General features: G+C 38.8%; 19 protein-coding genes, 1 tRNA gene and 2 rRNA genes. 12 read left to right on the top strand and 10 right to left on the bottom strand.

Annotated features, from left to right (window positions below; genetic code table 11):
- Positions 1 to 896, top strand: an 896-nt coding sequence (locus tag JSS34_03935) for a PD-(D/E)XK nuclease domain-containing protein (GenBank protein ID MBS0185480.1), incomplete at its 5' end; no start/stop codon positions are given.
- Between the two features lie 53 nt (positions 897 to 949).
- On the opposite strand, the gene JSS34_03930 is transcribed toward JSS34_03935, so the two are convergent.
- The 10 genes from JSS34_03930 to sfsA form a co-directional block, all read right to left on the bottom strand.
- Positions 950 to 2,161 carry a DEAD/DEAH box helicase gene (locus JSS34_03930; protein MBS0185479.1) on the bottom strand — a complete coding sequence of 404 codons (1,212 nt, stop codon included), beginning with the start codon at positions 2,159 to 2,161 and terminating at the stop codon, positions 950 to 952.
- 349 nt (positions 2,162 to 2,510) lie between these two features.
- A complete protein-coding gene (locus JSS34_03925; GenBank protein MBS0185478.1) occupies positions 2,511 to 3,305 on the bottom strand; it encodes an alpha/beta hydrolase in 795 nt (264 codons plus the stop codon).
- Between the two features lie 227 nt (positions 3,306 to 3,532).
- Positions 3,533 to 5,887 carry a hypothetical protein gene (locus tag JSS34_03920; protein ID MBS0185477.1) on the bottom strand — a complete coding sequence of 785 codons (2,355 nt, stop codon included), beginning with the start codon at positions 5,885 to 5,887 and terminating at the stop codon, positions 3,533 to 3,535.
- 46 nt (positions 5,888 to 5,933) lie between these two features.
- Positions 5,934 to 6,722 (bottom strand): protein phosphatase 2C domain-containing protein, encoded by a 789-nt coding sequence (locus JSS34_03915; GenBank protein ID MBS0185476.1) that lies wholly within the window; start codon positions 6,720 to 6,722, stop codon positions 5,934 to 5,936.
- Positions 6,722 to 7,396, bottom strand: coding sequence for a VWA domain-containing protein (locus JSS34_03910; protein ID MBS0185475.1), 675 nt, complete (start codon positions 7,394 to 7,396; stop codon positions 6,722 to 6,724). The genes JSS34_03915 and JSS34_03910 overlap by 1 nt, the downstream gene beginning before the upstream one ends.
- A gap of 133 nt (positions 7,397 to 7,529) precedes the next feature.
- Positions 7,530 to 7,970: an EVE domain-containing protein gene (locus JSS34_03905; protein ID MBS0185474.1), complete on the bottom strand. Its 441-nt coding sequence runs from the start codon at positions 7,968 to 7,970 to the stop codon at positions 7,530 to 7,532.
- A complete protein-coding gene (locus JSS34_03900) occupies positions 7,970 to 9,778 on the bottom strand; it encodes a hypothetical protein (GenBank protein MBS0185473.1) in 1,809 nt (602 codons plus the stop codon). Before JSS34_03900 ends, JSS34_03905 begins: the two co-directional genes overlap by 1 nt.
- A gap of 113 nt (positions 9,779 to 9,891) precedes the next feature.
- Positions 9,892 to 10,554, bottom strand: a complete 663-nt coding sequence (locus tag JSS34_03895; protein MBS0185472.1) for a 2OG-Fe(II) oxygenase — start codon at positions 10,552 to 10,554, stop codon at positions 9,892 to 9,894.
- A 136-nt stretch (positions 10,555 to 10,690) separates the two neighbouring features.
- Positions 10,691 to 12,082 carry an MFS transporter gene (locus tag JSS34_03890; protein MBS0185471.1) on the bottom strand — a complete coding sequence of 464 codons (1,392 nt, stop codon included), beginning with the start codon at positions 12,080 to 12,082 and terminating at the stop codon, positions 10,691 to 10,693.
- A 17-nt stretch (positions 12,083 to 12,099) separates the two neighbouring features.
- Positions 12,100 to 12,801: a DNA/RNA nuclease SfsA gene (gene sfsA, locus JSS34_03885; GenBank protein ID MBS0185470.1), complete on the bottom strand. Its 702-nt coding sequence runs from the start codon at positions 12,799 to 12,801 to the stop codon at positions 12,100 to 12,102.
- A gap of 68 nt (positions 12,802 to 12,869) precedes the next feature.
- Here sfsA and JSS34_03880 point away from each other — a divergent pair, with 68 nt between their 5' ends.
- From JSS34_03880 to JSS34_03830, 11 genes are all read left to right on the top strand, one after another.
- The gene (locus JSS34_03880) at positions 12,870 to 13,979 is read left to right on the top strand and encodes a competence/damage-inducible protein A (GenBank protein ID MBS0185469.1); all 1,110 of its coding nucleotides are present in this window, start codon (positions 12,870 to 12,872) and stop codon (positions 13,977 to 13,979) included.
- Between the two features lie 389 nt (positions 13,980 to 14,368).
- Positions 14,369 to 14,455: transfer RNA gene (locus JSS34_03875), tRNA-Leu, on the top strand.
- A gap of 118 nt (positions 14,456 to 14,573) precedes the next feature.
- The gene (locus tag JSS34_03870) at positions 14,574 to 15,209 is read left to right on the top strand and encodes a ribonuclease D (GenBank protein ID MBS0185468.1); all 636 of its coding nucleotides are present in this window, start codon (positions 14,574 to 14,576) and stop codon (positions 15,207 to 15,209) included.
- A 17-nt stretch (positions 15,210 to 15,226) separates the two neighbouring features.
- The gene (locus JSS34_03865) at positions 15,227 to 16,207 is read left to right on the top strand and encodes a KpsF/GutQ family sugar-phosphate isomerase (protein MBS0185467.1); all 981 of its coding nucleotides are present in this window, start codon (positions 15,227 to 15,229) and stop codon (positions 16,205 to 16,207) included.
- Positions 16,204 to 16,827 (top strand): LPS export ABC transporter periplasmic protein LptC, encoded by a 624-nt coding sequence (gene lptC / locus JSS34_03860; GenBank protein MBS0185466.1) that lies wholly within the window; start codon positions 16,204 to 16,206, stop codon positions 16,825 to 16,827. The genes JSS34_03865 and lptC overlap by 4 nt, the downstream gene beginning before the upstream one ends.
- Before the next feature lie 15 nt (positions 16,828 to 16,842).
- A complete protein-coding gene (locus tag JSS34_03855; protein ID MBS0185465.1) occupies positions 16,843 to 17,709 on the top strand; it encodes a hypothetical protein in 867 nt (288 codons plus the stop codon).
- Positions 17,710 to 17,727: 18 nt separating this feature from the next.
- Positions 17,728 to 18,495, top strand: a complete 768-nt coding sequence (lptB, locus tag JSS34_03850; protein ID MBS0185464.1) for an LPS export ABC transporter ATP-binding protein — start codon at positions 17,728 to 17,730, stop codon at positions 18,493 to 18,495.
- Positions 18,496 to 18,749: 254 nt separating this feature from the next.
- Positions 18,750 to 21,533 carry a hypothetical protein gene (locus tag JSS34_03845; protein ID MBS0185463.1) on the top strand — a complete coding sequence of 928 codons (2,784 nt, stop codon included), beginning with the start codon at positions 18,750 to 18,752 and terminating at the stop codon, positions 21,531 to 21,533.
- 434 nt (positions 21,534 to 21,967) lie between these two features.
- A 23S ribosomal RNA gene (locus tag JSS34_03840) occupies positions 21,968 to 24,726 on the top strand.
- Positions 24,727 to 24,814: 88 nt separating this feature from the next.
- Positions 24,815 to 24,929 (top strand): 5S ribosomal RNA (rrf, locus tag JSS34_03835).
- Between the two features lie 130 nt (positions 24,930 to 25,059).
- Positions 25,060 to 25,641 carry a peptide deformylase gene (locus JSS34_03830; protein ID MBS0185462.1) on the top strand — a complete coding sequence of 194 codons (582 nt, stop codon included), beginning with the start codon at positions 25,060 to 25,062 and terminating at the stop codon, positions 25,639 to 25,641.
- Positions 25,642 to 25,738: the final 97 nt, after the last annotated feature.

Genomic DNA, 25,738 nt, shown 5'->3' with positions numbered 1-25,738 from the left:
AGGCAAAAACATCAACTGAACTTAAATCTTGGTATAATGGATACAATATTGGAGGAGTGACGATTTATAATCCATGGTCCATTATGAATTGTATTTATAATGAAGGGGAATTTAAAGCATATTGGGTTGGTACCGCAAGCACGGCCCTTATTGAACGGGCGCTTGTTTTGGATAAATTTCAAGAAGAAATGCAACGGCTTGTTGAGGGTGAGAGCATTGAGATGATTGCGGATCCTAAGATGGTATTTGAAGACATCAAATCCTTTCCAAATGCACTTTATAATCTTTTGCTCTTTTCTGGGTATATTACAGCTGAAAAGGTAAAACAAGCTTTGGATGGCGTTACGTATATCTGCCAGGTTAAAATTCCCAATCGAGAAGTCAGAGGTGTTTTTATGACATCTGTTATTCAATGGATCGAAAGTAAGTTTAAAGCAGATTCCAGAGAATACAAAGCTTTTGTCGGAGATCTTCTTTCAGGAGATGTTTCCAAATTTATGGCGACTCTTAAATCATATTTGGAAGTTTCTGCCAGTTACTTTGATTCGGGAAAACAAGCAGAGCTTCTTTATAATGGATTTATGTGGGGTCTTTTTGCAAGCAGTATGAATCAAGATTATTTTGTTGAAAAAGAACGGGAAACAGGAGCTGGTCGTGCGGATCTTCTCATCATTCCAAAAGAAACAGCTGCCTATTCTATTGCTTTTGTCTTAGAATATAAAATTGCAAATCAAAATGAGAATTTAAAGGAAGTTTCAAAAGCTGCATTAGATCAAACAGAAATAAAAGGGTATGCCTCTAAAATTAGAGGGTATACGAATGTTAAAAAAATTATCTTAATGGGTCTTGCTTTTAGAGGAAAAGACGTTGAAGTTTCTTATAAAGAACATCTGTAAAAAATAAGACGCATCTTTTCTGACAGCTCTTTATTCCTAGAAATCAGGCCATCTTAAGAGGGTTTACGTTTTTTAAAGATTTTTTTATGGCTTTCTTTTTTCTTAAATTGAAAAGGTTTTTTAGAGGAAAAAAGACGTTTTTTTTGACCTGATTTCTCAAGAGATTTGGGCTCTTCAAATTTTTTGTCAGGATGCATTAAATGATGGATCGCTTTCCATTTTTTACCATCTTGTGGGGTTATAAAATTAACAGCTTCACCTTCGGCACCCGCGCGTCCAGTTCGGCCAATGCGATGAATGTAATCTTCAGGGCATTGAGGAAGATCGTAATTAATGACATGTTCAATGTGAGGAATATCAAGACCTCTGGATGCAATATCCGTTGCAACCATAATACGGTGTTTTTGATTCCGAAAGGCTTGAATAACTTTATCACGCTTATGTTGTCTTAGATCTCCATGAATGGTTCCGACGCTATGGAATTCTTCTAATTTTCCAGCAAGTTTTTCAGCACCCCATTTTGTTTTAACAAAAACAATAATAGAACCTGTCCGACTGGTTAATTGAGAGAGAAGTTTCCCATACTTTTCAGATTCGGAAGTGTGGATAATTTCTTGCTTAATTTTTGAAGCCGGCGCTGTGGTTGAGCCAATGGAAATGCGTTCAGGTGAGGTTAGATATTTTTCAGAAAGCTTTATGATATTGGGGGGCATTGTTGCTGAAAACATGAGTGTTTGGCGATCTTTCGGGAGATATTTAACAATTTTATCAATTTGAATGCCAAAGCCCATATCAAGCATTCGATCTGTTTCATCAAGAACTAAGAAATGTGTGTCTTTTAGTTTTAGAGTTCCGCGTATAAGATGATCATTGATTCGACCGGGTGTGCCAACAAATATTCTGGGATGAGCTTTTAATTGTTGAATTTGCTTTGTAATGGGATCTCCGCCAATAATAAGAACTGTTTTGATATGAGATCCAGGCCCTAGAAGGGCATTAAGAGCATTTTTTACTTGTGTCGCTAATTCACGTGTTGGGGTGAGAATGAGAGCTGTCTCATGGGAAGAAGCTAAAAGACGTGCAATAAGAGGAATAATGAAAGCTGCGGTTTTTCCTGTACCCGTTTGAGCAGAGCCTAAAATGTCTTTTCCTGTTAGCGCAACAGGAATAGCTTGGGCTTGAATCGGAGTTGGTGTTGTATAATTCATTCTTTTCAAAGAATGAAGAAGAGGTTGTGGGAGTCCGAACTCCAGAAAATTATTCATCGCTAATCCTTAAAAAGCTTTTGGAAAGCTTCAATTTTATGAATGGTTTAGAAAACTTTTTATGGTTTTCAACAAAGGGGTATGAATTGAAAAAAGTTTCCTGTTTATTTTACAGTTATACAGCATCAAAACATTTGTTTTTCTTCAAAAACTTTCATTCAGCGGCATAAACCGATCCATACGATATTAATATAACACATATTCATGATATTTTTTATAAAAAATAGATAAAATTTTTATCTCTTAAGAAAAATCATTCATATTTCGCCTAGGTTTTTAAGTTAAACAATAACTTGCTTAGCACCTTATTCTTCAAGAAGAAAGAAAAACTTGATTTTAAATAAATTCCTTATTCGAGTTCTTTCTTTAAGAGTTCATAAAATTCATTTTTAGCTTCTATTTCTACCCACGGCGTATGTCCACAATTTTTCAGAATCACAACATGTGCATTCTTAATGAAAGATACGGCTTCCCAAACCGCTGCGCATGGGTGTGGGTCATAGTCTCCATGTATAAAGACAACAGGACATGAAATGGAAGAGAGGCATGTTAGAAAAGATCCCTCTTTTCTTAATTTTTCTGCCTCTGACCAAACATGTTCGTAAATATCAAGACGAAAATCGATGTGTGGTTCAGAAAGAGATGTATCGAGGTTATAGCTATCGACTTTTTCAAATAATTTCTTGAGTTCCAAGAAGAGTTTTTTTCTTTCTTTCTGATTGGTGGTTGAAATTTTATTTTTAATTTTAGAAATCTCTATTTGATCCTCTGGGCTCAACCTCATCTGACGCGTCTTTGGTGTTTCTTCAGCAAATTTTTGTCCCAGGGGCGGGCATCCCACCAAAATGAGTTTCTTAAACATCCGAGGATTTTGAGATGCGATCAAGAGAGAAAGCATGGCTCCCCAAGAATATCCCAATAAAGTTATGGATAAGGCAGATGAAAGGATGTCTTTTAATTCATCAACTTGTCCTTGAACAGATAACGCTGTTTGAAAAGGTTCCATAACACTCATAGTGCAAGAAAGATGGCGTGCGATGTCTGCCATCTCGCCTGCGCCTCCTGGCCCTCCATGGATTAAGGCAATTTTGTAAGGACTATTTCCATAAAGCTTACAATTTTTTACAACGAATTCTTCGTTCATATTTTTAATGCGATACCTCAGACAAACATTTTTAAAATCAGAGCTTAATTGAGCAAGTTATTTGCGTCAATATTTAGGCTGATACCAAAAAAATGGCACATAGATTTTTAAAGAATTTATTAATTAAAGGACAGATATAAGGCCTCTTCTATCTGTCCTTAATTTTAATAAATAACAAGCAACGGAGAAAGAAAATATTCTTAAGTATGAAAATTATAATGTGCTTTTTAAGAAAAGAAAAAAGAGAGAGAATCTTTTTTTTCTTTTGGCTCCAAAGAGATTTGAAGTTTATTTAAAAGGTTTTTTGGAATTTCATCTTTGAGGGGAATTTCAAATTCAAGAGGTATGTTTTCTTTTAAGCAGCAAGGAGACGTTTCTCCAAGAACAAAGGCATCCGGTTCCGTGTCACAAAGGAGTGCCCGACGTGAGACACCTCCTTTAATGATAAGAGAAGGAAGATTTATTGTATGAGCTGAAAAAAGACGTATTTTTAGGGCAGCAGGCTCAGGTTTTTTTTCCCAAGGTTTAAAAAAAGAAGATTTCGGGAAAGAAGATGTTAAAAAGATCTCTTGGGGAGGAGCGTTATAGTCAAGAGAGATGATATTTTTATGTGTAAAAAAAACATGTCCTAAAACAAGAGCTGGTTTTATATAAAGGGGAGAAAAGGGAGATAAACTCCTTGGAAAAGGGATAAAAGCTGTATTTCTAAGAAGATGAAGTCTGTTTTGAGAGATAAATAAAGGCATCTTAAAGTCTTTTGAAAAAGAAAAAAGAAGTCCATATGTTAAATGGGGGGTTAAGCTTTTAAGAGAAGAAGGAAGAGAACCAAACTGAAGATAAAGGAGAATCCCTTCTTTTTTTTGAATGCGGATGGCTTTAAAAAAGGACTCTTCAAGAAAAGGATCAAAATATTTTTGAAGAAGAAGTTGAAAAGGCTGAAAAAGTCCATCCCGCTTGAGGCGAAGATCAAAAAAAGGTTGCCAAAGAAGCAGGACCTCTTGAACTTTATGGTTTAAAAGTGCTGATTTTAAAAGAGAATACGTTTTAAAAGCTTCTTGAGCTTGAGTCATAAGAGGAAAGAGAAAAGGAGAAGAGGTATGTTCATCTTTCTCAAAAAGCTCTTTGTCATAAAGACGTAACAGATCATCAAAATAAGAAAGGGGAGATAAATGAGAGAGTTCAGCTTCTTTTAAAAGGAGGTTTATTTCTTTTAAAAGTGTTTGTCGACGCTGAATTTTTTGAACACACTCATAAAGGGAAGTGTTTTCAAAAGAAGGAAGCGATTTATGGATTAATGAATGATTTTTAAAGGGAAATTTTTCCCAAAGTTCAAGAAATTCTTGTTCTTTTGAGTTGCCTTTTTTAAGAAGATCTGAAAATTTTTCAAAAATTTGCATCATATCTGCTGTTTCTTTGAGCATATTTTCATAATGCTTAAGAAGCGCAGGGTCACAATTTGTTTTTAACAGGAGTAGGATTTTTTCAGCTTTTAAAATGTTTCCATTTTTTAGAAAAGATTCAAATTGTTTGGCAATAAGAAAAGCATTGCTTTTGTCTTGATTCTCGTTGGGAAGAAACAGATCAACATTTGTTTTTAAAAGATGTAAACACCATGGGCAAGGGCCTTGAGAAGGATAATAGAAATGACTTAAATGCACAGGACACGTTTCAAGGAGGGAAAGAGATTTTTTAAGAAGCGTTATCCACTCTTGAGCAGAAAGTCTTAAAGAAGGTGTGAAATGGCCTTTATCAAAGGTTTGTTTAAAAGCATCTTTTAAAAATTGTGGAAGAATGGAAAGGGGAGGTGCAAGGGGGCTTTCTTGCAAAAGAGAAGATGAAAAAGAAGATTGTCCTTGAAAAATTCGCATATCAAGAGAAGGCGGTTCTCCATCGCCCTTCCAAATTCCAGAAAAAGGATGAACACCAAATAAAAGAAAATAGATTAAAACAGAAAGCCCGAAGCGGTCATGAATTTCAGAGCGTGTCTCAAGATTTAAATTCTTACCAATGAGTTCGGGGGGCGTAAATCCCTCTGATCCAACGGGCGACAAAAATAAAGATTGGTTTTTTTTATCATAAATTTGGAAGGAATCGGTGTCTATAATCGTTACCAAAGCCTTATTGTTAACAAGGAAATTTTCAGGTTTTAAATCTCCAACAATAAAATTTTTATCATGAAGTGCTTTTAAAATCCAAGCTACATTTAAAGCTGTTGTATGGAGGTAATACCAATTAAAACCGGGTGCTTTTTGGCGTCTGAGACGGGGGTTATACACATGCGTCAGATGCATTCCTCCTCGTATTTTAGGCATTAAAAACCCTTGAACGGCTCCTTGTTTATTCAAAAGAATATCCACAGGCCATGCAATGGAAATATGTCCCTGAGAAGTCGTTGGATCAGAGGGGGGAGAAGACAACATGACATCTAATTTTTTAGCTTTTTCAAAAGAGGGATCATGATAAATTTTAGCAAAATATCTTGGATCTTCTGTGGTATATATGCTTCCTTCTCCGCTCTTATTAAGTTTTCTTTGAAGAGAAATTGGGGTTCCATCCGAACGTCTCAGGCCCGTTGGAATCATTTCTTTATTTTGATCGCGAAAAAAAAATATATCAGATGTCATAAGATTATAGAGATGAGAAAGTGTTTGGAACAAAAGAAGCTAAAAACAATGTACGATCATCAAAGGAGCGTTGATCAAATCGGGAGGATGAAAGAAAAGTAAAAAGTTTTTCAGAAGGCTTTTCTTTTTCCGAAGTAATAAAAGACTCGAGAGGTTTAAAAAAAGGTAAATAGGGCATAAAGGAAGCATTTTTTAGGGCAACGCTTTCAATTCCATCTGTTGAGAGTGCCAAAAAAGTGGGCAGGCTTTCTTCAAAACAAAATCTTAACTGATCTGAGGCATTTGGAGAAGTAATAAAATTTGTCTCATTTGTATGTTGTCCTTTTTGAGGAGAAAGAAGAAGGGAATAATCAGAATCTGAGGAATGACGAATAACACCAAAGCCATCTCCTATTTGAAAAAAGGCATATCCTTGGGACGTTGCAATGAAAACAAGAAGGGTTGTTGCAAAGGCTTCAAGGGGTTGTTTTTTTAAATGTGCTTTCAATTTTAAAAGTGTTTGGATTTCATAAACCAAGGATTGTCCTATAGGTTTTAAGGCGTCGCTTGAGAAAAACAAAGGCGTTTTTAAAAGATTTCTAAAGAAAAGAAGTGTTTTTTGAACACTTAAGTAGGCTCCTTCCTCTGAGAATTTTGAGCCTCCTGCACCATCTGCTAAAGCAACAACGAAAGATGGAGAAGGTGCAGCATGGTATGTCCAAGCTGCAAAATCTTGGCAAGGGTCCATGTTTTTTCGATGAATAAGACCTTTGACGCGTGCAAGAGCGATGGGAAAGGGTGGAGAAAGAGACATTATGAAGAATTTTCTGCCCAACTGGTGATTGCGGGAAGGGCAAGCATATGATGCTCGGGGGAAGCTGTTGTGGAAACACATCGAATAGAGGCGGAAAGCCATTGAAACATCTCTTGAAATTTTAAATCTTTCAAAAGAAAAGGAGGACGATAAGACGGAGCAATTTGTGTTAAAATACGCATATCGGCACCTTTGACGGCTATGGTATAAAGGCTGAGTTTTCCTGCTTTATCAGCTTGTTGGGCCATGTGAGCACTTTCATACCAAATCATCCCATCTGTAGGGGCACCGTCAGTAATCAGAAAAAGCCAAGGTCGATAATAGGAGATACCTTGGCGTTTATAGATTTTCTTGCGCTGTTCTAAGAGAGATAAAGAAAGCGTTAATGCCCCTCCTAATGGGCTATTTCCTTGAGCTTTCAATTCTGGAGCTGTGAATTGATCAATGGTTCTAAAATCTTGGAGGACTTTCGCTTCTCCTCCAAAAGTTACAAGGGCTATCTCGACGCGAAGAGCGGCAAGTGGATCTTCTTCCACATAGTATTTAAAAGCTGCAAGGCCCGCATTTAATTCAGATATGGGTTGTCCTTGCATGGACTCTGACGTGTCTAGAATAAGAACAACAGGACAGCGTGATTCTGGATTATCAACAAACTCGGCACACTCTAAATCCATAATCTCTCCTTGCGCAAAAAAAAATAAGACGTATATTTTTTAATTTTATCTTGTCAAAAACAAATGTTTCAAGGAGAAAACATTTTTTTCTTTAAAAAGGATACAGATGAAACTCCTCTTTATAAAATTGTGGTTAAGGAGCACTTGTTTTCCCTAACATACACAAATATTTCCATGAATTTTCGTCAATGGGCATGACGGAAAGACGGCTTTGCCGAACAAGAGCAAGATGCTCAAGACATGTTTCGCTTTTAATGCGTGCAAGGGGAATTGGATCATTCAATGTTTTTTCAAAGGTAACATCGACCATCCCAAATCGGTGACTTAAATCGGTAGGGTCTGGATAATAGGGTTTTGTAATACGAACAATTCCAACAATTTTGCGTTCGGACCCCGAATGGTAAAAAAAAGCCAAATCACCAACGCGCATTTTTTTCATATTTCCAGCAGCTTGATAATTTCGGACACCATCCCAAGCTGTTGTTTTTTGCGTTTTTTGATCCTCCCAGGACCATGTTTCAGGTTCTGATTTTAAGAGCCAAAAAGAAGGGAGACTTGTTGAAGACGCGGGCATTAGGAATCTCCCTCTCCTTTTTTCGCTGACAGATCTAAGCTCTGGCTTCTTGGTCTAAGAGATCCAGTTTTTGTGGCGGGAGAAGCTTTTGATGAATGAGAGGCTCTGGCCATATCTTCTTTTTTTGAATCCATTAAAGAACGTATGTGATCAAAAAGGGTATGAATTGTATGTGACGGGAATTCACGTTGTTGTAATAAAAGGAGGCTGATATAAAAATCACAGAGAAAATCATGGGAGGATTTATAAAGGTTATATAATTGCAAAAGTAGGTCATTCTGCAATTTATTTGAGGCACGATCAAGGGCGTTTGTTAAATGAAAAGTTTCATAGTTAACAAGAGCATAGAGATAAAGGTAAGTAGACTGGAATTCATCGGAAAACTCTCCCATAGAATTTTTTTGGAAATAAGCAAGATTATTAAAAAAGGCGTGCCGACTTTTTGTGTCCTCAACTAAGTCTCTAAATTTTGACCTACATAAGTAGAAACGGCTTTGAAACGCGTCATCCTCTCGACGCAAACATCTTTTTATAATTGTTAAGTCAATTTCTAGAGAGTGGGGCTTCCTGGCCAAATAAAAAGAGGAGACCATGGGTTGGTTAGAAGAGGGACAGTCATGCGAATTTCTAAAAATAGAATCAGAAACGGACTTAAAAGGAGCATGAATTGAAGTTGACTCTGCTAAGAAGCGCAAATAATTTAAAATAGACCATTTTGATGAGAGAGAAATACCTCGATCTATTGTAAGGGTTTTCCAAATGGTATGTACAACATTTTTATAGCTTTGGGTAACCGGCACTCCATCTTTACCCATCCATGCCATATATTGAAAAGAAAATAGAGAATAAAGAAGAGCATACGTGCGGTTTCTATTGATGAGAACTTCAAAAGTTAATCTCTTCTTCTCTTTTCCTTGTATGTTTCTTTTAATTTTTATTATATCAGCGCATAAATTATCAAATTCTGCGCCTGCTGTGGCTGTATCTTTTTCAGTAGGGATAAGTTTTAAAATCCATTCATGGGCTGTGGGGAGGTTGGCATGAATATCTCTCTGGTAGGATGGGAGAGTATCTGTAAGGAGTCCCAGCTCCTCCCGACTAAATGTCCAAAGTTTAAACGGATCCTCTAAAGCATTTGGAAGAATTTGAGAAGTTTGTGGGAGGGAAGGTGCAGGAGGCACCCTGGCATCAAAATCTTTTCCTTGGAACAAAAGAGATCGTCTTGCGTCAGAATCTCGGGGTGCGGTTGGTGATGGAGACACCTTAGGAGAGGTTCTTTCTTTGCTAGAGTGTGCTTGGTCTCCTTGAGACGGGGAAAAATAAGGGTCTTGAGGAAAGGGAGAAGAAGGGATGGAGCTTGAATGAGAAGGAGATGGCCCCATGGCCCTCGCGGCAGCAGGGATAGAGCTTGCGGAATCTCTTTCTCCTAAAAAGGCAGGAGGATGAGCAGATGACCTTTGAGAACTCATGCCCCGGGGAGAAGCAGAGGCACCTTTTTGCGCAGGAAAAGAAAGATTTTCATGGGAGGTATAGGGAGAAGGTCTTACAGAAGGGGGACGGTAAGAAGATTCCCCTCCCCTAGAATGGTAGGATTGAGGGTGCGTGCTTGAAAGAGGCATCATGTGCTGAGGAGAGGAAGAAGCAGAAGCTCTTCTGTCTGTTTTTGTAGAAACGTGTGTGTATCCATCGGAGTTTTCCTCAAAATAAAGAGCATTATGGGTTCTTAATTCTGGTTCAGACGTCCATCTCCTAAACGCGCGCTGAGCAGTTCCAAAAGCTCCTTTTGCCTTTTCGAAAAAATCATCCATGCAAAAGCTCTTTTCCGCAAAGAAACAAAGAGCAATTGTTAAGATAAAGATTTTTAAACGGAAATTCATTCTATATTTCACAATATCTCAGAAAGTCACTGTTGATGATACAATCAGTACATCGGTTCTGTCGGATGGACAAGTTCATGACGGTTTCGCCACTCTTGCGTTACATAATTAACAATAAGAGTTTTGCGTATTCCTTTTATTGGACGAGGCTCAAATCCATGCCATGTTTTGTCGGAAGGAAAGAAACTCAAACCTGTATTACTTTCATAAGGAACAGTGGAATGATGCGTCTCGGCATCATAATAAATATCGGTGCCCCATCCAGAAGCATCTTCCTCTTTTGACAGATAAATAAGAAAAGTAAAAAGTTTAACACCAAGATCTGTATGAGGCGTGAGCCAAAATTTGTCTTTATCAATGGCATATTCAATGCGAAGAAGAGAGTCTTTTAAAGAAATATTCCCTTTTTTTTCAATGGCAGAGATAACCTCCGAAGACCGAAAAATATCCGCAACACGTTGAGCTGCGTCAAATTGAGAAATAAACGAGGGGGTAAAATATTGTCTTGTGGGATTAAATTCCTCACGTGTTCCCTTAACATAGGCTAAATCATATTCTTGAACAGGAATTTCAACAACATCAGAAACAAGAGAAGCGTCAAAAAAATTCTTCACAATCAAATGATCATAGGGATCCGTTCGGAAGGGCGTAGAATCCCATGATTTTATAAAAAGCGCTTTATCTGATTGAAAGGGTGAGGATGACATAAACATTTCCTTATCTTTTAGAGAACTGAAAGGGTAGCCTGATCTTCTTCCCTTAATTAAAAGTTTATTCTATTTTTCATAGAAATCATATCTTTATTATGAAAAATTGAACACGCTCTAAGCGATATCCTTTTCTTTAAGCATTTAATTTTTTTCGAGAGTGTGATGAAGTTGCTTTATGGTTCCATGTAAGCGCAAAAAAGAAAGCACTTATGAAAGCAGAAGCCGCAAAGATAATAAAGGCTGTATTCCAACCCCAAATATCTACAATTTTACCGACTCCAACACCTGAAAAAGCTGCACCAAGATACCCAAAGGTCCCGGTAAGGCCATTCGCAGCTCCAGCGGCTTTTTTGGAAGCAAAATCAGCGGCTGCAACCCCTTGTAGAATTTGAGGGCCACTGACAAAGAATCCAATTGCAAACATCACAAAAGCATTTAAAAAGCTTGAGCCTGTTGGAATTTGCCAAAGATAAAGAAGAAGCATCATTAAAATGATCATAAAAATAACACCCACAGGGCCGCGTCTTCCTCCAAATACTTTATCTGAGAGATATCCGGCCATAATTCCTCCAAAAATTGCAGCAATATCAAATCCCGCGACATCCCAGCTTGCTTTTGCAAGCGAGCTTCCTTTATTTTCTGTTAAGAAAGTAGGCGCCCATATTAAGAGTCCAAATCGGACAATATAAAAAAAGAGGTTGGCCCAACACATATACCAGACCAGATGATTCTTTAAGACCCGCGTAATAAAAATTTCTTTAAAAGAAAGTTTGCTTTCCTCTGTTTCGGGCGGAAGAGTCTCATTGTTTTTGCGGGCGGTGTGTTCTTCAATGGAAGAGAAACCAAGAGATTCTGGCGTGTCACGTAATCCTTGAAAGAGAATAAAAGCAAAAATCATAACCATAACGGCTGGTACAAAAAAGACAGAGCGCCATCCAAATTGTTCCAAGAGATAGGCTCCTGCAACAACGGTAATGACAGCGGTCCCGATTTGGTGAGAAGAATTCCATATTGCCCATCGTGTTCCAAGTTGGTTTGGGGGGAACCAATGTGTTAAAAGACGTTGACAAGGGGGGGACCCCATGGATTGGAAACAAGCATTTAATGTCCAAAGAATGATAAAAGGATAGAAGCTCGAGATAAATCCCATGAAAAAACAAGCACATCCTGAAAGAAAAAGACCAATAGACATGAAATATCGTGCATTTGATCGATCGCTAAAGGTTCCGCTTACGGCTTTTCCAACGCCATAAACGATGGCAAAGCTTGTTGAAATCCAACCGAGTTCAGTCTTTGTATATCCAAATTCTGCAGTTAAAGCTGTCATAGCGATGGGTAGGTTTTGTCTGACGAGATAAAAAGCTGCATATCCAAAAATAAGAGAAAAAAGAATACGCCATTGCCAATATCTAAAATCTTTTTTTAGATAACTGTCTGTGATTTTATTTAAAAGAGTTTGTTTGGAAGGCATTTGAGCATGTTTCGGATCTAGGGGTGTAAAAGAAGAAGCATTGTTTGTTCTCATGGCATATAATCTCAAAATTAGAGGTTAAAAGGAAGAGAAGACCCTAGGGAAATTCCTTCGGTACTAACGTTGCATCTATAACAAAAAGCTTCAACACCTAAATGTAAAGCTCTTTTTAAGGTGACAGCATAAACAGGATCGATTTCTTCTGCAACTGTAAAACAACCAAGGTCTGATCTTTGCACAATATACAGCATAATTGCGCGATATCCTTGTTCTTTAAGAGCGATAAGTTCAAGAAGATGTTTTGTCCCACGGGTTGTAACCGCATCTGGAAAGGCTGCCTTACCATTTAGATTAAGATGGACATTTTTAACTTCGACATAACAGGGGGGGTCTTTAAAGTTTGTTAGTAAAAAGTCAATTCTTGAGTTTTTACCGCAGGGAACTTCTGTCTTAAAAGAGGTATAAGGAATAAAAATCTCGAGTTCTTTATTAAGGAGGGCGTCTTTAACCAAAAGATTAGGAAGATGGGTATTAACACCGACAAGTTGTTTATTTTCTTGAGAAATTTCCCAAGTATATGCTAGTTTTCGTTGAGGATTGAGTGAATTTCGGATCCAGATTTGAGTGCCGGGTGTTTGAACGCCCTTCATGCTTCCTGAGTTAGGACAATGAACGGTTAGCTTTTCACCTGTTTGTGAATGGATTACATCCGCGAGGAAACGTTTATAACGTTTAATTAAATGAGCAGGTTCAAGAGAAGGAAGAAAGCGCATGGAGAGATTTTTTCAGTTGACAAATACGTTGTGAAACATTTCAATCCTTATAAAGGAAAAATTATCTTATGACTTTAGAAACACCGCCGAATGCTCCTTCAAAAAAGCAAGAATCAGCGCGAGAAAAAAAGAAATCTCAGGTGAGCCCTCAGGAGGGAGAACTTTTTCCTGAAGTTTCTTTTAAAGCATGTCTTCTTGTGATTGGCAATGAAATCCTCTCTGGGCGTACGCAAGATCTTAATGTCCAATTTCTTGGTGAGACTTTAAGCCGCTATGGGATTGATCTTAAAGAAGTTAGAATTATTCCTGATGAAGAAAATACAATTATTGATCATATAAAAGAAGTTAAAAATCTTTATGATTATGTCTTTACAACAGGGGGAATTGGGCCGACGCATGATGATATTACGACAGACTGTGTCGCACGGGCTCTTGGTCTTCCCATTATAGAAGATGAGGAAGCTCTTAAACGTCTTGAGGCACATTATAAAGACCGTTTAAATGAAACCCATAAGAGAATGGCACGTGTTCCATTTGGGAGCCGATTGATTGATAACCCTATTACAAGCGCGCCAGGTTTTTTTATTCAGAATATCTATGTTTTAGCTGGTGTTCCTCGAATTATGAGAGCCATGGTTATGTCCCTTCTTCCTATTTTAAAAGGAGGAACCCCTATTGTTAGCCAGAGCATTTCATGTACTTTGGGAGAAAGTCTCTTGGCTGAAGATCTCAAAAAGTTACAAGAACGATATCCAACTTTTGATATTGGCATTTATCCTTTTTTTCGGCCAGAAGGACAAGGAACAACGCTTGTTGTGCGTGGGAAACACATTAAAACGATTGAAAGAATCGTTGGTAAACTTAAAGATCTTATTCTTAACCATGGAGGCAGTCCTGAAACTGATGTTAGTCTTCTTTTTAAAGAATCTTCTTCTCAAAAATCCTTTTTTAAACGTTTGAAAGCGGAAGAGGAGGGAACACATTTTTTAATGTCTTCTTTTGAATGGGGAAAATCTTATTTTCTGAAAGCAAAAAAACAAAATGGAATTTTTCTTATTATTGGAGGACTGATTCTTGGTCTTATAGGGATTTTGTTTTTAGGAAATAACTCCCCATCTCCTCAATATGTGCAAAAACCTTTTTTTGAAAACAATCAAGTTGTTGAAACCGAAAATTGACATCTTCTCCCCCTTAAAAGAGAGAAATTCCTTAAACTTACGCAACGCGCTGATTTAAAGGTGGTTCCTGCTTCATCGAAGCTGCCTTCTCTGTTTTTAACAGAGTTGGTCTTACCTCTTCTCCACAGACTAACACGACATGCCCTACCGCTAATATATTCTTTGCTGCATTTACATCCGCATGATCTGTGTGTCCACACGACTAACATTTAAAAGAAAGAAGTTTTCTTTATAGTGAGGTACTTGAAAACTCTTTCCTTTAAGATAAGAAATCCAATTAAGATTTTGTTTTGAAGAAATTTTAATAAAGGAGAGGGAGACTCTTAATCTAAAGACTTGACAAGAAAGCCTGAGAAGCTGCAAAAAGAACCTCAAGTTTTATATTTTTGGCCCAGGTGGCGGAATTGGTAGACGCGCTAGATTCAGGTTCTAGTGAACGTATGTTCATGGAAGTTCAAGTCTTCTCCTGGGCACCATTTTAGGTTAAAGTTTCTAAGGGGAGCTTGTTAAATGATTTTTTATTTCTTGAATCATTCATAAGACCTCTGACAAGAAATATTAAGGAACTGGATCTTAGCAACGCATAGGTTTGATATGAAAATATATCTTCATCAAAATGATCTTCCGTCTGACCTTAATTTCGTATCAGAAAATTTTAAAGGAGAAATTGCAGTTGATACAGAAGCAATGGGCCTTAAAACGGAGCGAGATCGATTGTGTCTTATTCAAATTTCTGAAGGCAATGGAGAGTGTCATTTGGTTCAATTTTTACCAGAAGGTTTTTCTTCTTTAAAAACACCTAATCTTAAAAGACTTTTTGAGAATCCAAATGTTTTAAAGATTTTTCATTTTGCAAGATTTGATGTGACGATTATAAAAAAATATCTTGATATCACAATCGCACCACTTTTTTGTACAAAAATAGCTTCAAAGATTGCACGTACTTACACGGACCAACATGGGCTTAAAAATTTATGTAAGTTTTTTTTAAATCTTGAAATTTCAAAAGAACAACAAACTTCTGATTGGGGAAATCCAGTCTTAACGCAAGAACAACTTTCTTATGCTGCAACAGATGTTTTATATTTACATAAGTTGAAAGAAGCTTTAACGACTCTTTTGATCCGAGAGGGGCGTCTTGAATTAGCGGAAGGATGTTTTGTCTTCTTACCGACAGTTGCATCTTTAGAAGCTCAAGGCTTTAATGCTGATGAAATTTTAAAGTATTAAAATAAGAAAGGGAATTGATGACATCTCCTTCCACCTCAACATTAAAAGATCTCGACGTTGCACAAAATGTGTTGCAAAAAGAAATTGAAGGTCTCTTGGCACTTTCCAAGTCTTTAGATGGATCGTTTGTGGAAGCTGTAAATATTATTTCACGTCTTACAGAGGGACGCATCATCGTTAGCGGTATGGGAAAAGCAGGACATGTGGGTCGTAAAATTGCGGCCACACTTGCATCAACGGGAACACCATCTTTTTTTGTGCATCCCGCGGAGGCAAGCCATGGAGATTTAGGAATGATTACGCCTAAAGATGGCGTGATTGCTCTTTCAAATTCTGGTAAAACGCGAGAACTTCTTGACCTTTTAGAGTATACAAGACGAATTGGTGTTCCTTTAATTGCAGTAACACAAGATATGACAAGCGATTTGGCAAAAGCGGCGACGGTCTCACTCTTGCTTCCAAAGGTTTTAGAAGCTTGTCCAAATGGACTTGCTCCAACAACATCAACGATTATGATGATGGGAATTGGGGATGCTTTAGCTGTGGCGCTTCTTGTAAAACGTGGGTTCTCAGCGCACGATTTTAGACGGTTTCATCCTGGGGGTGCACTCGGGAGAAAACTGTTAACGTGTGCAGATCTTATGCATCAAGGAGAGGAAATTCCTCTTATAAAAATTGGGTATCACATGAACGAAGCCCTTTTAGTCATGTCTGAGAAAAGATTTGGATGTGTTGGAGTGGTTAATGATCATCGTCATTTGGTCGGAATTATTACGGATGGTGATGTAAGGCGTCATATGTCTCCTCATTTATTTGAGCAAAAGGTTGAAGATATAATGACATCAAATGTTCAGACTGTTTTACCGGAAAGTTTAGCTGTTGAAGCATTATCCCGTATGCAAACGAAAGCTATTACGGCCGTTTTTGTAATGGGGCCTTCCTTAATACCAATAGGAATTTTGAATATTCATGATTGCCTAAAGGCGGGCTTAATATGAGGAGAACTCCAAAATCCCTTAAAAGAGCTTTAAAGCACCAGAAACGATTAAGTCTCTTAAAACTGTTTATATTGGCAGGCGTTGTCCTGACCGTTTTTTTGATCCTGCTTATGTCCTATTATTTCAACCATAAGAATAGTTCTCTTCAAGAAAACAAAAAAAATGAATCTTCAAAAGAGATTACGGAAAGGCAGATTTTAGAACCTCATTTTGAAGGGGTAGATGAAAAAAACCAACCCTATCACGTTAAAGCACAGTATGCGACGCAAACCTCTGAAGAACAGGTTGATTTAAATTACCCTGAGGGAGAGTTGCTTCTAACCAATGGTGAAAAATTAGAAATTAGAGCAAATGCCGGTGTTCTAACAGATCAAAATAAACGTCTTGATCTAGAAGGAGATGTAAAACTTAATTATGCGCATTGTCGTGTTGTAACACATGAAGCTCATGCGAACTTAGAAACAAAAAAGATTGAAGGAGGAGAAGTACATTCTCTTTGTCCAGAGGGTGTCATTAAGGCTGGTGCTTTTAGCGTGGATCATAATCAAGGGATTGTGACATATAAAAAACGTCCCCATCTTGTTCTTTATGAAAATGTTAAAAAGCCTTCTTCTCAGTAAAAATGGAGCGTTTAGATGCAAATCTTTTTACCCTTTCTTCTGTTGGTCATGTGTTTTTTGGGGAGTCAGGTCCAGATCAGTTGGGCGAGTACTTCTGAAGTTGAACCTATTCATATTGAATCAGATCAAATGAATTATGATATGAAACAAGATACAGCGGAAGCAGTCGGATCTGCGTGGGCAATTCAAGGAGATAAAAAAATTGAAGCAGATCGATTTATTGTAAAATTTCAAGAAAACAAATTATCTTCTTCTTCTCTTGATAAGGCGTCAAAAAGTGTCCAAGAAATTATGGCAACAGGCCATGTTCATATCATTTCTTCAACTGAAGAAATAATTGGCACATCAGCAATATATAATATAAATACACAAATATTAATTGTATTTGGCGATAATATTCTCCTAACCTCTCCCAAAGGTTCCGTTAGAGCGCATAAAAGTCTTTCTTATGATCAAAAAACTCAAAAAGTTATTGCTTTAGGGAATGTTGATGTCATTGCGGAGAATTATGCAATGAATGCACCTAAGATTAGTGTTCACTTTAAAAAAACAGCCCAAGCCCACCCTCATAATTCCCAAGAGTCATTAATTTTAAATTCTCTAAAAGCAGAAGGGGGAGTCGTCCTTAAAAGCCAAAACTATATTTCTGAATCAAATCAAGCAAATTATAGCGCGCTCACAGGTATTGTTGATCTAATCGGGAATGTAAAAATAACTGATGGTAAAAATATTTTTGAAGGGCCTTGCGGGGAATATAATGAAAAAACAGGGAAAAGTCGTCTTGTGACATGTTCTTCTAACCAGCTCAAAGATGAGAGAAGCCGAGTTCCCAAGGGTCGTGTTAGGGCTCTTTTGTATACAACTGCGAAAAAAATTCCATAATGTGTAAAAGGAAATAAAATGTCTGAATTTAATGGTGTCATCAACTCTGAGGAAGAAGATCATAAGCTTGGGCTTTTTGTGAATCACCTTGGGAAATCTTACGGCAAAAGACTTGTTGTTCGGGATGTAAGTTTAAATGTAAAACGGGGAGAAGCTGTTGGATTATTAGGACCCAATGGCGCTGGGAAGACATCTTGTTTTTATATGATTATGGGCTTATCAAGACCCGACTATGGAACTATTATTATAGATGATCATGATATTACACAGCTTCCCATGTATCAACGTGCACGACTTGGAATAGGATACCTTCCGCAAGAGTCTTCTGTTTTTAGGGGGTTGAGTGTTGAGGATAACATTAAGGGCGTTCTCGAAGTCACCGAAACGGATGAAGAACATAGAGAGGCCAGATTAGAAGAGCTTTTAGCGAGTTTTTCTCTTGTTCATTTGAGAAGTGCGAATGCACTTGTTCTCTCGGGAGGGGAACGCAGACGGCTTGAAATAGCGCGTGCGCTTGCTGCGCATCCTCATTTTATTTTATTGGATGAGCCTTTGGCTGGCATTGACCCCATTGCTGTACGTGAGATACGTGAAATCGTTGCGCACTTAAAAGATAATGGGATTGGTGTTTTAATTACGGATCATAATGTCCGAGAAACACTTGGAATTGTGGATCGGGCTTATATTATGCATGATGGAAGCATTTTAACGGAAGGTGTTCCTGAGTATGTCATTAATAATGAAGAAGTTCGGCGCGTTTATTTAGGGGACAGTTTTAGGCTTTAAAATTTTTAGAAGGCTTTTCTATTTTAATTTTTAGTCTTCCTTGTTTTTATTCTTGAAAGGAAAAAGGTTTAAAGCATTTTTCAAATTTAATAATGGAATAGACTATTCTTTAAAAAATTCTTTCTTATAAGCGTGGTTTTTCAATTAAATGTCCATTCTTCTTGAAAAAAGAGAGCTTTGGCTTTTATATAAGAATATAATTTTTTTTAAATTTAGGTATTTTATTTATATAGAATTAAAAATGGGAATTTAGAATGAGAGCTTTTCTTTTAACTTTAATGTGCTTATTTTTTGTCCAGGCGAGTTCTGCCGTTAAAGATCTTCCTGATCTTACAGATGCCCAGATGAGTGCTTTTAACTATGAAGTAAAACGCCATGGAAGCACTCTTCGAGGAGTTGCGAAGCTTTCTTTCATAAAAATGAGGGGTATTGATTTTGACCGAGATATGTTAAGAGCTGCTGAAATTAATGTGTATCGGCGTTTTGCAGAAGCTTCAAATATACAGGCGCTTGAAGACGTTTGGAGAGAATATGATCCTCATTGGGGTTCACTAGATGTTCCTATAAATCAAAATATTTTTTTAATAAGTCAAGCTTATGCAGTTACACGTATTGCTAAGATCTTGACAATTGAAGGGTGCAAACCTCATGGAGAAGACTTGGTCTCCTGGCGAAATTTTATTGTCCGCAAATTGTATGAAATAACAGATGGAGCACTCCTTAAAGCAGGGACTTCAGAAATAAATAGAAAATGGCATGCTTTTCAACGATATGCACGGACTTATATAGGTCTTATTCTTGGAAATATTGGAGATCGTGGCCTTCATCTTGAAAGTGAAGACAAAAGACCGCTTTTTCAAGAATCTTGGAATGCTTTTGAAAAGGCTAAAAAAAACAGCACCAGTAAACGTCTTGCGCTCTTTCAGTTGTACTTACTGACTGTTAAAAACTTTATTCCGGAAGGATATGATGAGCATACAATAAAAATTAAAATTGAAGATCTAAAAGTAAAATATAATACAGTAAAAGAGTCCACAACATCCAGGAGAACTTCTTTCTTGAGACCTCCCGTTCTTAAAACTTCTGAAGAAGCCAGAAATTTTACGGAAGGTGTTGCCCCTGGCACAGAAAGAGAACGCCATACGAGAGGAGGTCTTTTTGGAGAAAACATCCGCAGTAAAGTTGAAGCCGTACTTCAAGCTCTCGAATTAGAGAGCGTAGAAGGGGAAGAAAACACTCTGGAAACAGCCTCTGCTTCAGCGGGTGACGGAGATAATGGACATGGATTAAGGGAAGAGGATGAATCTGCGGATAATGAGAGGGAAAGTCATCCTGCTCCCGGGACACATCAAGGAAGTGCAGGCGCCTCCGAAGGAGATTTGAGACATTTAAGCCAGAGGGTTGCAGATTTCCAGCCTTCTGTGGCTTCTCATTTTTCAGAGTCAGGAGCATCCAGTCCAAGGACACCGCCAAGTTCTAGCTCTTTTATGGACGGGCCTTCCCATACACCATCTGGAAGAATTTCATTGGCGGGTTACCTGAGAGGCGTTCGAGAGGAGCTTGCAAGCTCTCTTGGAACTCCTGCAGCTGCTGCAGCTCTTCCTATGGAAGAAATTAATGACGGAAATGTCCATGATCCCCTTGGAGCATCAACGAATTTTGCTTCTCCTTTTACGTTAAGGGAAAGGGCAGAAGAAAAAGGTCGAAATCCTAATCTTACTCAGTCTCTTGAAGATGTTAGAATAAGAGATAAAGATCATGCCGTTCCGCAAAGCTCAAGATCTGAGTTTTTGCATCATCTTATGGAACAAGATGAAGATTATATCCCTGGTGCAGCTGTACGTACCCATGAGCCATCTGATGGAGACAGCCGCGTACTTTTAGGGGCAGCTCCTGCATCTTTTGGAGGGGCACAGGCAAGAGATTATGATTTAGATGAGGAAGAAGAGGACTCTGATTCAGAAAGTGAGTTCTCTCATTCTGATGAAGATTCTCCAGAAGAAGATTCAGAAGACGAAAGAGAACATTTATCTCCTCACAAAAAAATGAAATCGCCTGAATCAAACGCAGCAATTCAAAAATATATGGCAGAAAATTCTCAAACACTTAGAAAAGAACTTCTGGATATGCGGGCGGAAGGAAAACAGGCATCCGCTCAGTTGATTGCTTATATTGAAGAAAAGTCACAAGAGAAGTTTTCAACTTGGACAGCAGCCTATAAAATACTTAACGATTTTCTAAAGCACGATGAAATAGAACATTCAGCTTCAGTTTTTGATGCATATTTGAGTGCAAATGAGCTGGATCTTGTTGCAAAAATTCGTTTGTGGATAAAGGAAGCGAGAACGCAGAAAATTGAACTTTCAAGCCGTGCGATAGCAGAACGTATTGTTGTAGAAGAGAACTTAAATATAAGGATTTTCTCGCGGCAACTTCAAAAACTTTTATTCTTTTTTGAGAAAAATAATATTAAAAATAATACTAAAAAAGAAACAATTTTAGATTTTTTAAATTCTCAAGAAGAGGGTACATTAAAGGATCTATTCGTTACGTTTAGTAAGAAATTTGAAAAAGATTTAAAATCGCAGCAAGTTCATAAAAGAAATTTTATTCCTTTGTTAAGACAAAAACTTGAAAATTTCTCTAAATCTTTCCAATTTGAAACAGAAAGTAGAGCGCGTGCTTATATAATGTCCCATCTTCCATCCTTTGGATTAGAATTGCCTGGTCAACATGCCAAAACTTATATGTCTAAATTCTTAAGAAACCCAAATCATATTGGTTTTGTAAGGCAAGAAATTCTAAATATTGCTTCTTTATGGGGCTCTCATGATAAAACTTCCTTAGTCAAACAATTTGAGAGGAATGCAACTCTGTATGCACGGCGTATGTATGGTGATGCAGCTGAGGTCTGCGTATTTAATAACGAGCGTGTAGGAAAAAGCCGCTTAATAAAATTATATAAGCGGCATGTTATAAAAGATGGAGAAACTTATCAACTAAAGCCTTTAGAAGGAAAAGAGAAAAGAAAAGCTTAAAGCCTTTTAATAAAAGATTTACAAACTTAAAGGTTTCTGATTTTTTTTTCAGAAACCTTAATTTTTTTTCTGGAAAATCCAATGGTTTTTAATTATTTTTTGAGGATAAAAGAAGGGGTTAAGAAAAATTTTTTCACAAAAAAAGTTTTTTTTATAAAAAAACCTTGAAAAAAGTGTTGACGCTTCCTAAATAATCAGATATACAACCCCTCACACCAACTTTAATGAGTTGTGTCCTGAGCTTTTTAGCTCTTGAGGTATTCGATCTTTGATAGTGTAAATATGTAAGATTATTAGGTACTCCAATGCTTTTTTAAATGTATGCATATACATTAAAAAAAGTAATTATGAGAGAAAATAATTTCGTTTATAGATACTGAGCTACGGTATTTATAAAACAAACAGAGATTTATCTCTGTATACGATGAAATAGGTATCAAGCGCATAAGGGCGTTAGGTGGATGCCTTGGCATTGAGAGGCGATGAAGGACGTGGCAGGCTGCGAAAAGCCACGGGGAGCTGTCAACAAGCTTTGATCCGTGGATGTCCGAATGGGGAAACCCACCGCATTGCGGTATTACATTTTGAATATATAGAAATGTAAAGCGAACCTGGGGAACTGAAACATCTAAGTACCCAGAGGAAAGGAAATCGAATGAGACTCCGTTAGTAGTGGCGAGCGAACGCGGACCAGGCCAGTAGTCTTTAAGTAAAAACCAGAACTGTTTGGAAAAGCAGGCTATAGTGGGTGATAGCCCCGTATGGGTAAAAAGCTTAAAGATTCTAGAGTAGGGCGGGACACGAGAAATCCTGTCTGAACACGGGGGGACCACCCTCCAAGCCTAAGTACTCCTCAGTGACCGATAGTGAACAAGTACCGTGAGGGAAAGGTGAAAAGCACCCCGATGAGGGGAATGAAATAGACCTGAAACCAAACGCCTACAAGCAGTCGGAGCGAAACGAGGCAACTCGGGTTCGTGACGGCGTACCTCTTGCATAATGGGTCAGCGAGTTCGTTTATGTAGCAAGCTTAAGCCGATAGGTGTAGGCGCAGCGAAAGCGAGTCTGAATAGGGCGATAAGTTACATGAATGAGACCCGAAACCGAGTGATCTAGCCATGGGCAGGCTGAAGGTGCGGTAACACGTACTGGAGGGCCGAACCCACGTTTGTTGCAAAAAATGGGGATGACCTGTGGCTAGGGGTGAAAGGCTAATCAAACTCGGAAATAGCTGGTTCTCCGCGAAATCTATTTAGGTAGAGCGTCGTGTATTACTACCGGGGGTAGAGCACTGGATGGGCTAGGGGGGAGCGATCCTTACCAAACCCAACCAAACTCCGAATACCGGTAAGTACAGCACGGCAGACAGACTATGGGTGCTAAGGTCCGTAGTCAAAAGGGAAACAGCCCTCACCGCCAGCTAAGGTCCCCAAGTTATGGTTAAGTGGGAAAGGATGTGGGAAGACCAAGACAGCTAGGAGGTTGGCTTAGAAGCAGCCATCCTTTAAAGAAAGCGTAATAGCTCACTAGTCTAGACAAGTCGTCCTGCGCCGAAAATGTAACGGGGCTAAAACCATACACCGAAGCTGCGGCTGCATCTACGTCAGTGGATGCGGGGTAGCGGAGCGTTCTGTAAGCCTGTGAAGGTGTTCCGTAAGGAGCGCTGGAGGTATCAGAAGTGAGAATGCTGACATAAGTAGCGTTAAAGCAGAGTGAGAAACTCTGCCACCGAAAGTCCAAGGGTTCCTGCGCAAGGTTAATCCGCGCAGGGTAAGCCGGCCCCTAAGGCGAGGTCGAGAGACGTAGTCGATGGGAATGAGGTTAATATTCCTCAGCTTGCTTAGAGTGACGAAGGCCGAAAGTTGTTCGTGGTTATTGGATTCTGCGAGCAGCCTGGGACTTCCAGGAAATAACTCAAGCGTTATAAACCGTACCCCAAACCGACACGGGTGGACTGGTAGAATATACCTAGGTGATTGAGAGAATGATGTTGAAGGAACTCGGCAAATTAACCCCGTAACTTCGGAATAAGGGGTGCCTCTTCTTGGGCAACCAGGAGGGGGTGGCACAGAATTGGGGGTGGCGACTGTTTATCAAAAACACAGGGCTCTGCAAACTCGTAAGAGGATGTATAGGGTCTGACGCCTGCCCGGTGCTGGAAGGTTAAAAGGAGGAGTGCAAGCTCTGAATTGAAGCCCCAGTAAACGGCGGCCGTAACTATAACGGTCCTAAGGTAGCGAAATTCCTTGTCGGGTAAGTTCCGACCCGCACGAATGGCGTAACGACTTCCCCACTGTCTCCAACATCAACTCAGCGAAATTGGATTCTCCGTGAAGATACGGAGTACCCGCGGTTAGACGGAAAGACCCCGTGCACCTTTACTATAACTTTGCAGTGGTGTTAGGGAGTGACTGTGTAGGATAGGTGGGAGCCTATGAAGCAGGAGCGCCAGCTCTTGTGGAGGCGTCCTTGAAATACCACCCTGTCACTCTTTGACATCTAACTGAGGTCCGTAACCCGGATCCAGGACCCTGCATGGTGGGTAGTTTGACTGGGGCGGTCGCCTCCCAAAGAGTAACGGAGGCGCGCGATGGTAGGCTCAAGCTGGTCAGAAATCAGCTGTTGAGTGCAATGGCAAAAGCCTGCCTGACTGCAAGACTCACAAGTCGAGCAGAGACGAAAGTCGGTCATAGTGATCCGGTGGTCCCGAGTGGAAGGGCCATCGCTCAACGAATAAAAGGTACGCCGGGGATAACAGGCTTATCTCCCCCAAGAGTTCACATCGACGGGGAGGTTTGGCACCTCGATGTCGGCTCATCACATCCTGGGGCTGGAGAAGGTCCCAAGGGTTTGGCTGTTCGCCAATTAAAGTGGTACGTGAGCTGGGTTCAGAACGTCGTGAGACAGTTCGGTCCCTATCTGCCGTGGGTGTAGGAAAATTGAGAGGACTTGTCCCTAGTACGAGAGGACCGGGATGAACGCACCTCTGGTGTACCAGTTGTGGCGCCAGCCGCATCGCTGGGTAGCTAAGTGCGGGCGAGATAACCGCTGAAAGCATCTAAGCGGGAAACTTTCCTCAAAACGAGTTTTCCCTATGAGAGTCGTGGTAGACCACCACGTTGATAGGTCAGGTGTGGAAGCGCTGTAAGGCGTGGAGCTAACTGATACTAATTTACTCCATCGGCTTGATATCTATTCGTGTGCAGAGATAAATTTCTGACATAAAAAAGTACCTTTAATCTTACATAATCAAAGAACAACAATAAGCTGTTCTTAGACGACTTGGTGGCCATAGCGAAGATGTAACACCCGATCCCATTCCGAACTCGACCGTGAAACGCTTCAGCGCCGATTGTACTATGTCTTAAGGCATGGGAGAGTAGGACACTGCCAAGTCTTCTAAGAGCAGTTTTTTGTTTTTTAAAGACTTAAAATATAGAAAAAACATAATCCCTATAAATTTATTTAGTACATAATAAAAAATGTTCATTTTAATCTTTCATATTATGTGAAAAGAGGACTGGATATGCACATTATAACAATTGATAATGATCCTAAAAAATCTTTGAGCACAAAAGCATTACCCATTTCAGAAAATGAAAAAGGCTTGAAAGAAGCAAAAATAATTACGGAACATCTTATTAAGACATTAACGCCTCTTATGCCTGCGGCAGGACTTGCGGCACCTCAGATCGGATTTTTAAAAAGGATATTTATTTATAGTTGGGATCGTTCTTTGACAAATTTAGAAGCTGCTCTAAATCCCAGGTTTGAAAAGTTAGATGAAAAAATTAATACAAGATGGGAAGCATGTTTTTCAACCATCTTAGGAAGCCCACCTTATAAAATTGCTTTTGTTCCGCGCCCTACGAATATTCTTGTAACATATAAAACTTTAGAAGAGACGATTAAACATCTTATCTTAGAAGGTTTTGCAGCAAGGGTCTTTCAACATGAATATGATCATTTAGAAGGCATCAAAAATATTAATCGACCTGATATAGAAGTAAAATCCTTTGAGACAAAGGAAAAGCTTCTCGGATTTATGAATGAAGTTAAAAGGAATGATAAAATAGAATACATTGAGCCAAAAATTCACAAAATTTAGCTTTTTGTTAAAGCTTTTTTTAAAAATATTTTTAATAGAAGGCTAATACTATTTCCATAAATTAAAATAACAAGTATGATGTTCTGCAAATGGAAGC

This window comes from Pseudomonadota bacterium, assembly GCA_018242545.1.
Lineage (GTDB): Bacteria > Pseudomonadota > Alphaproteobacteria > 16-39-46 > 16-39-46 > 16-39-46.
The sequence above is the reverse complement of the archived record's forward strand: the minus strand, read 5'-3'. Positions and strand labels throughout refer to the sequence as shown.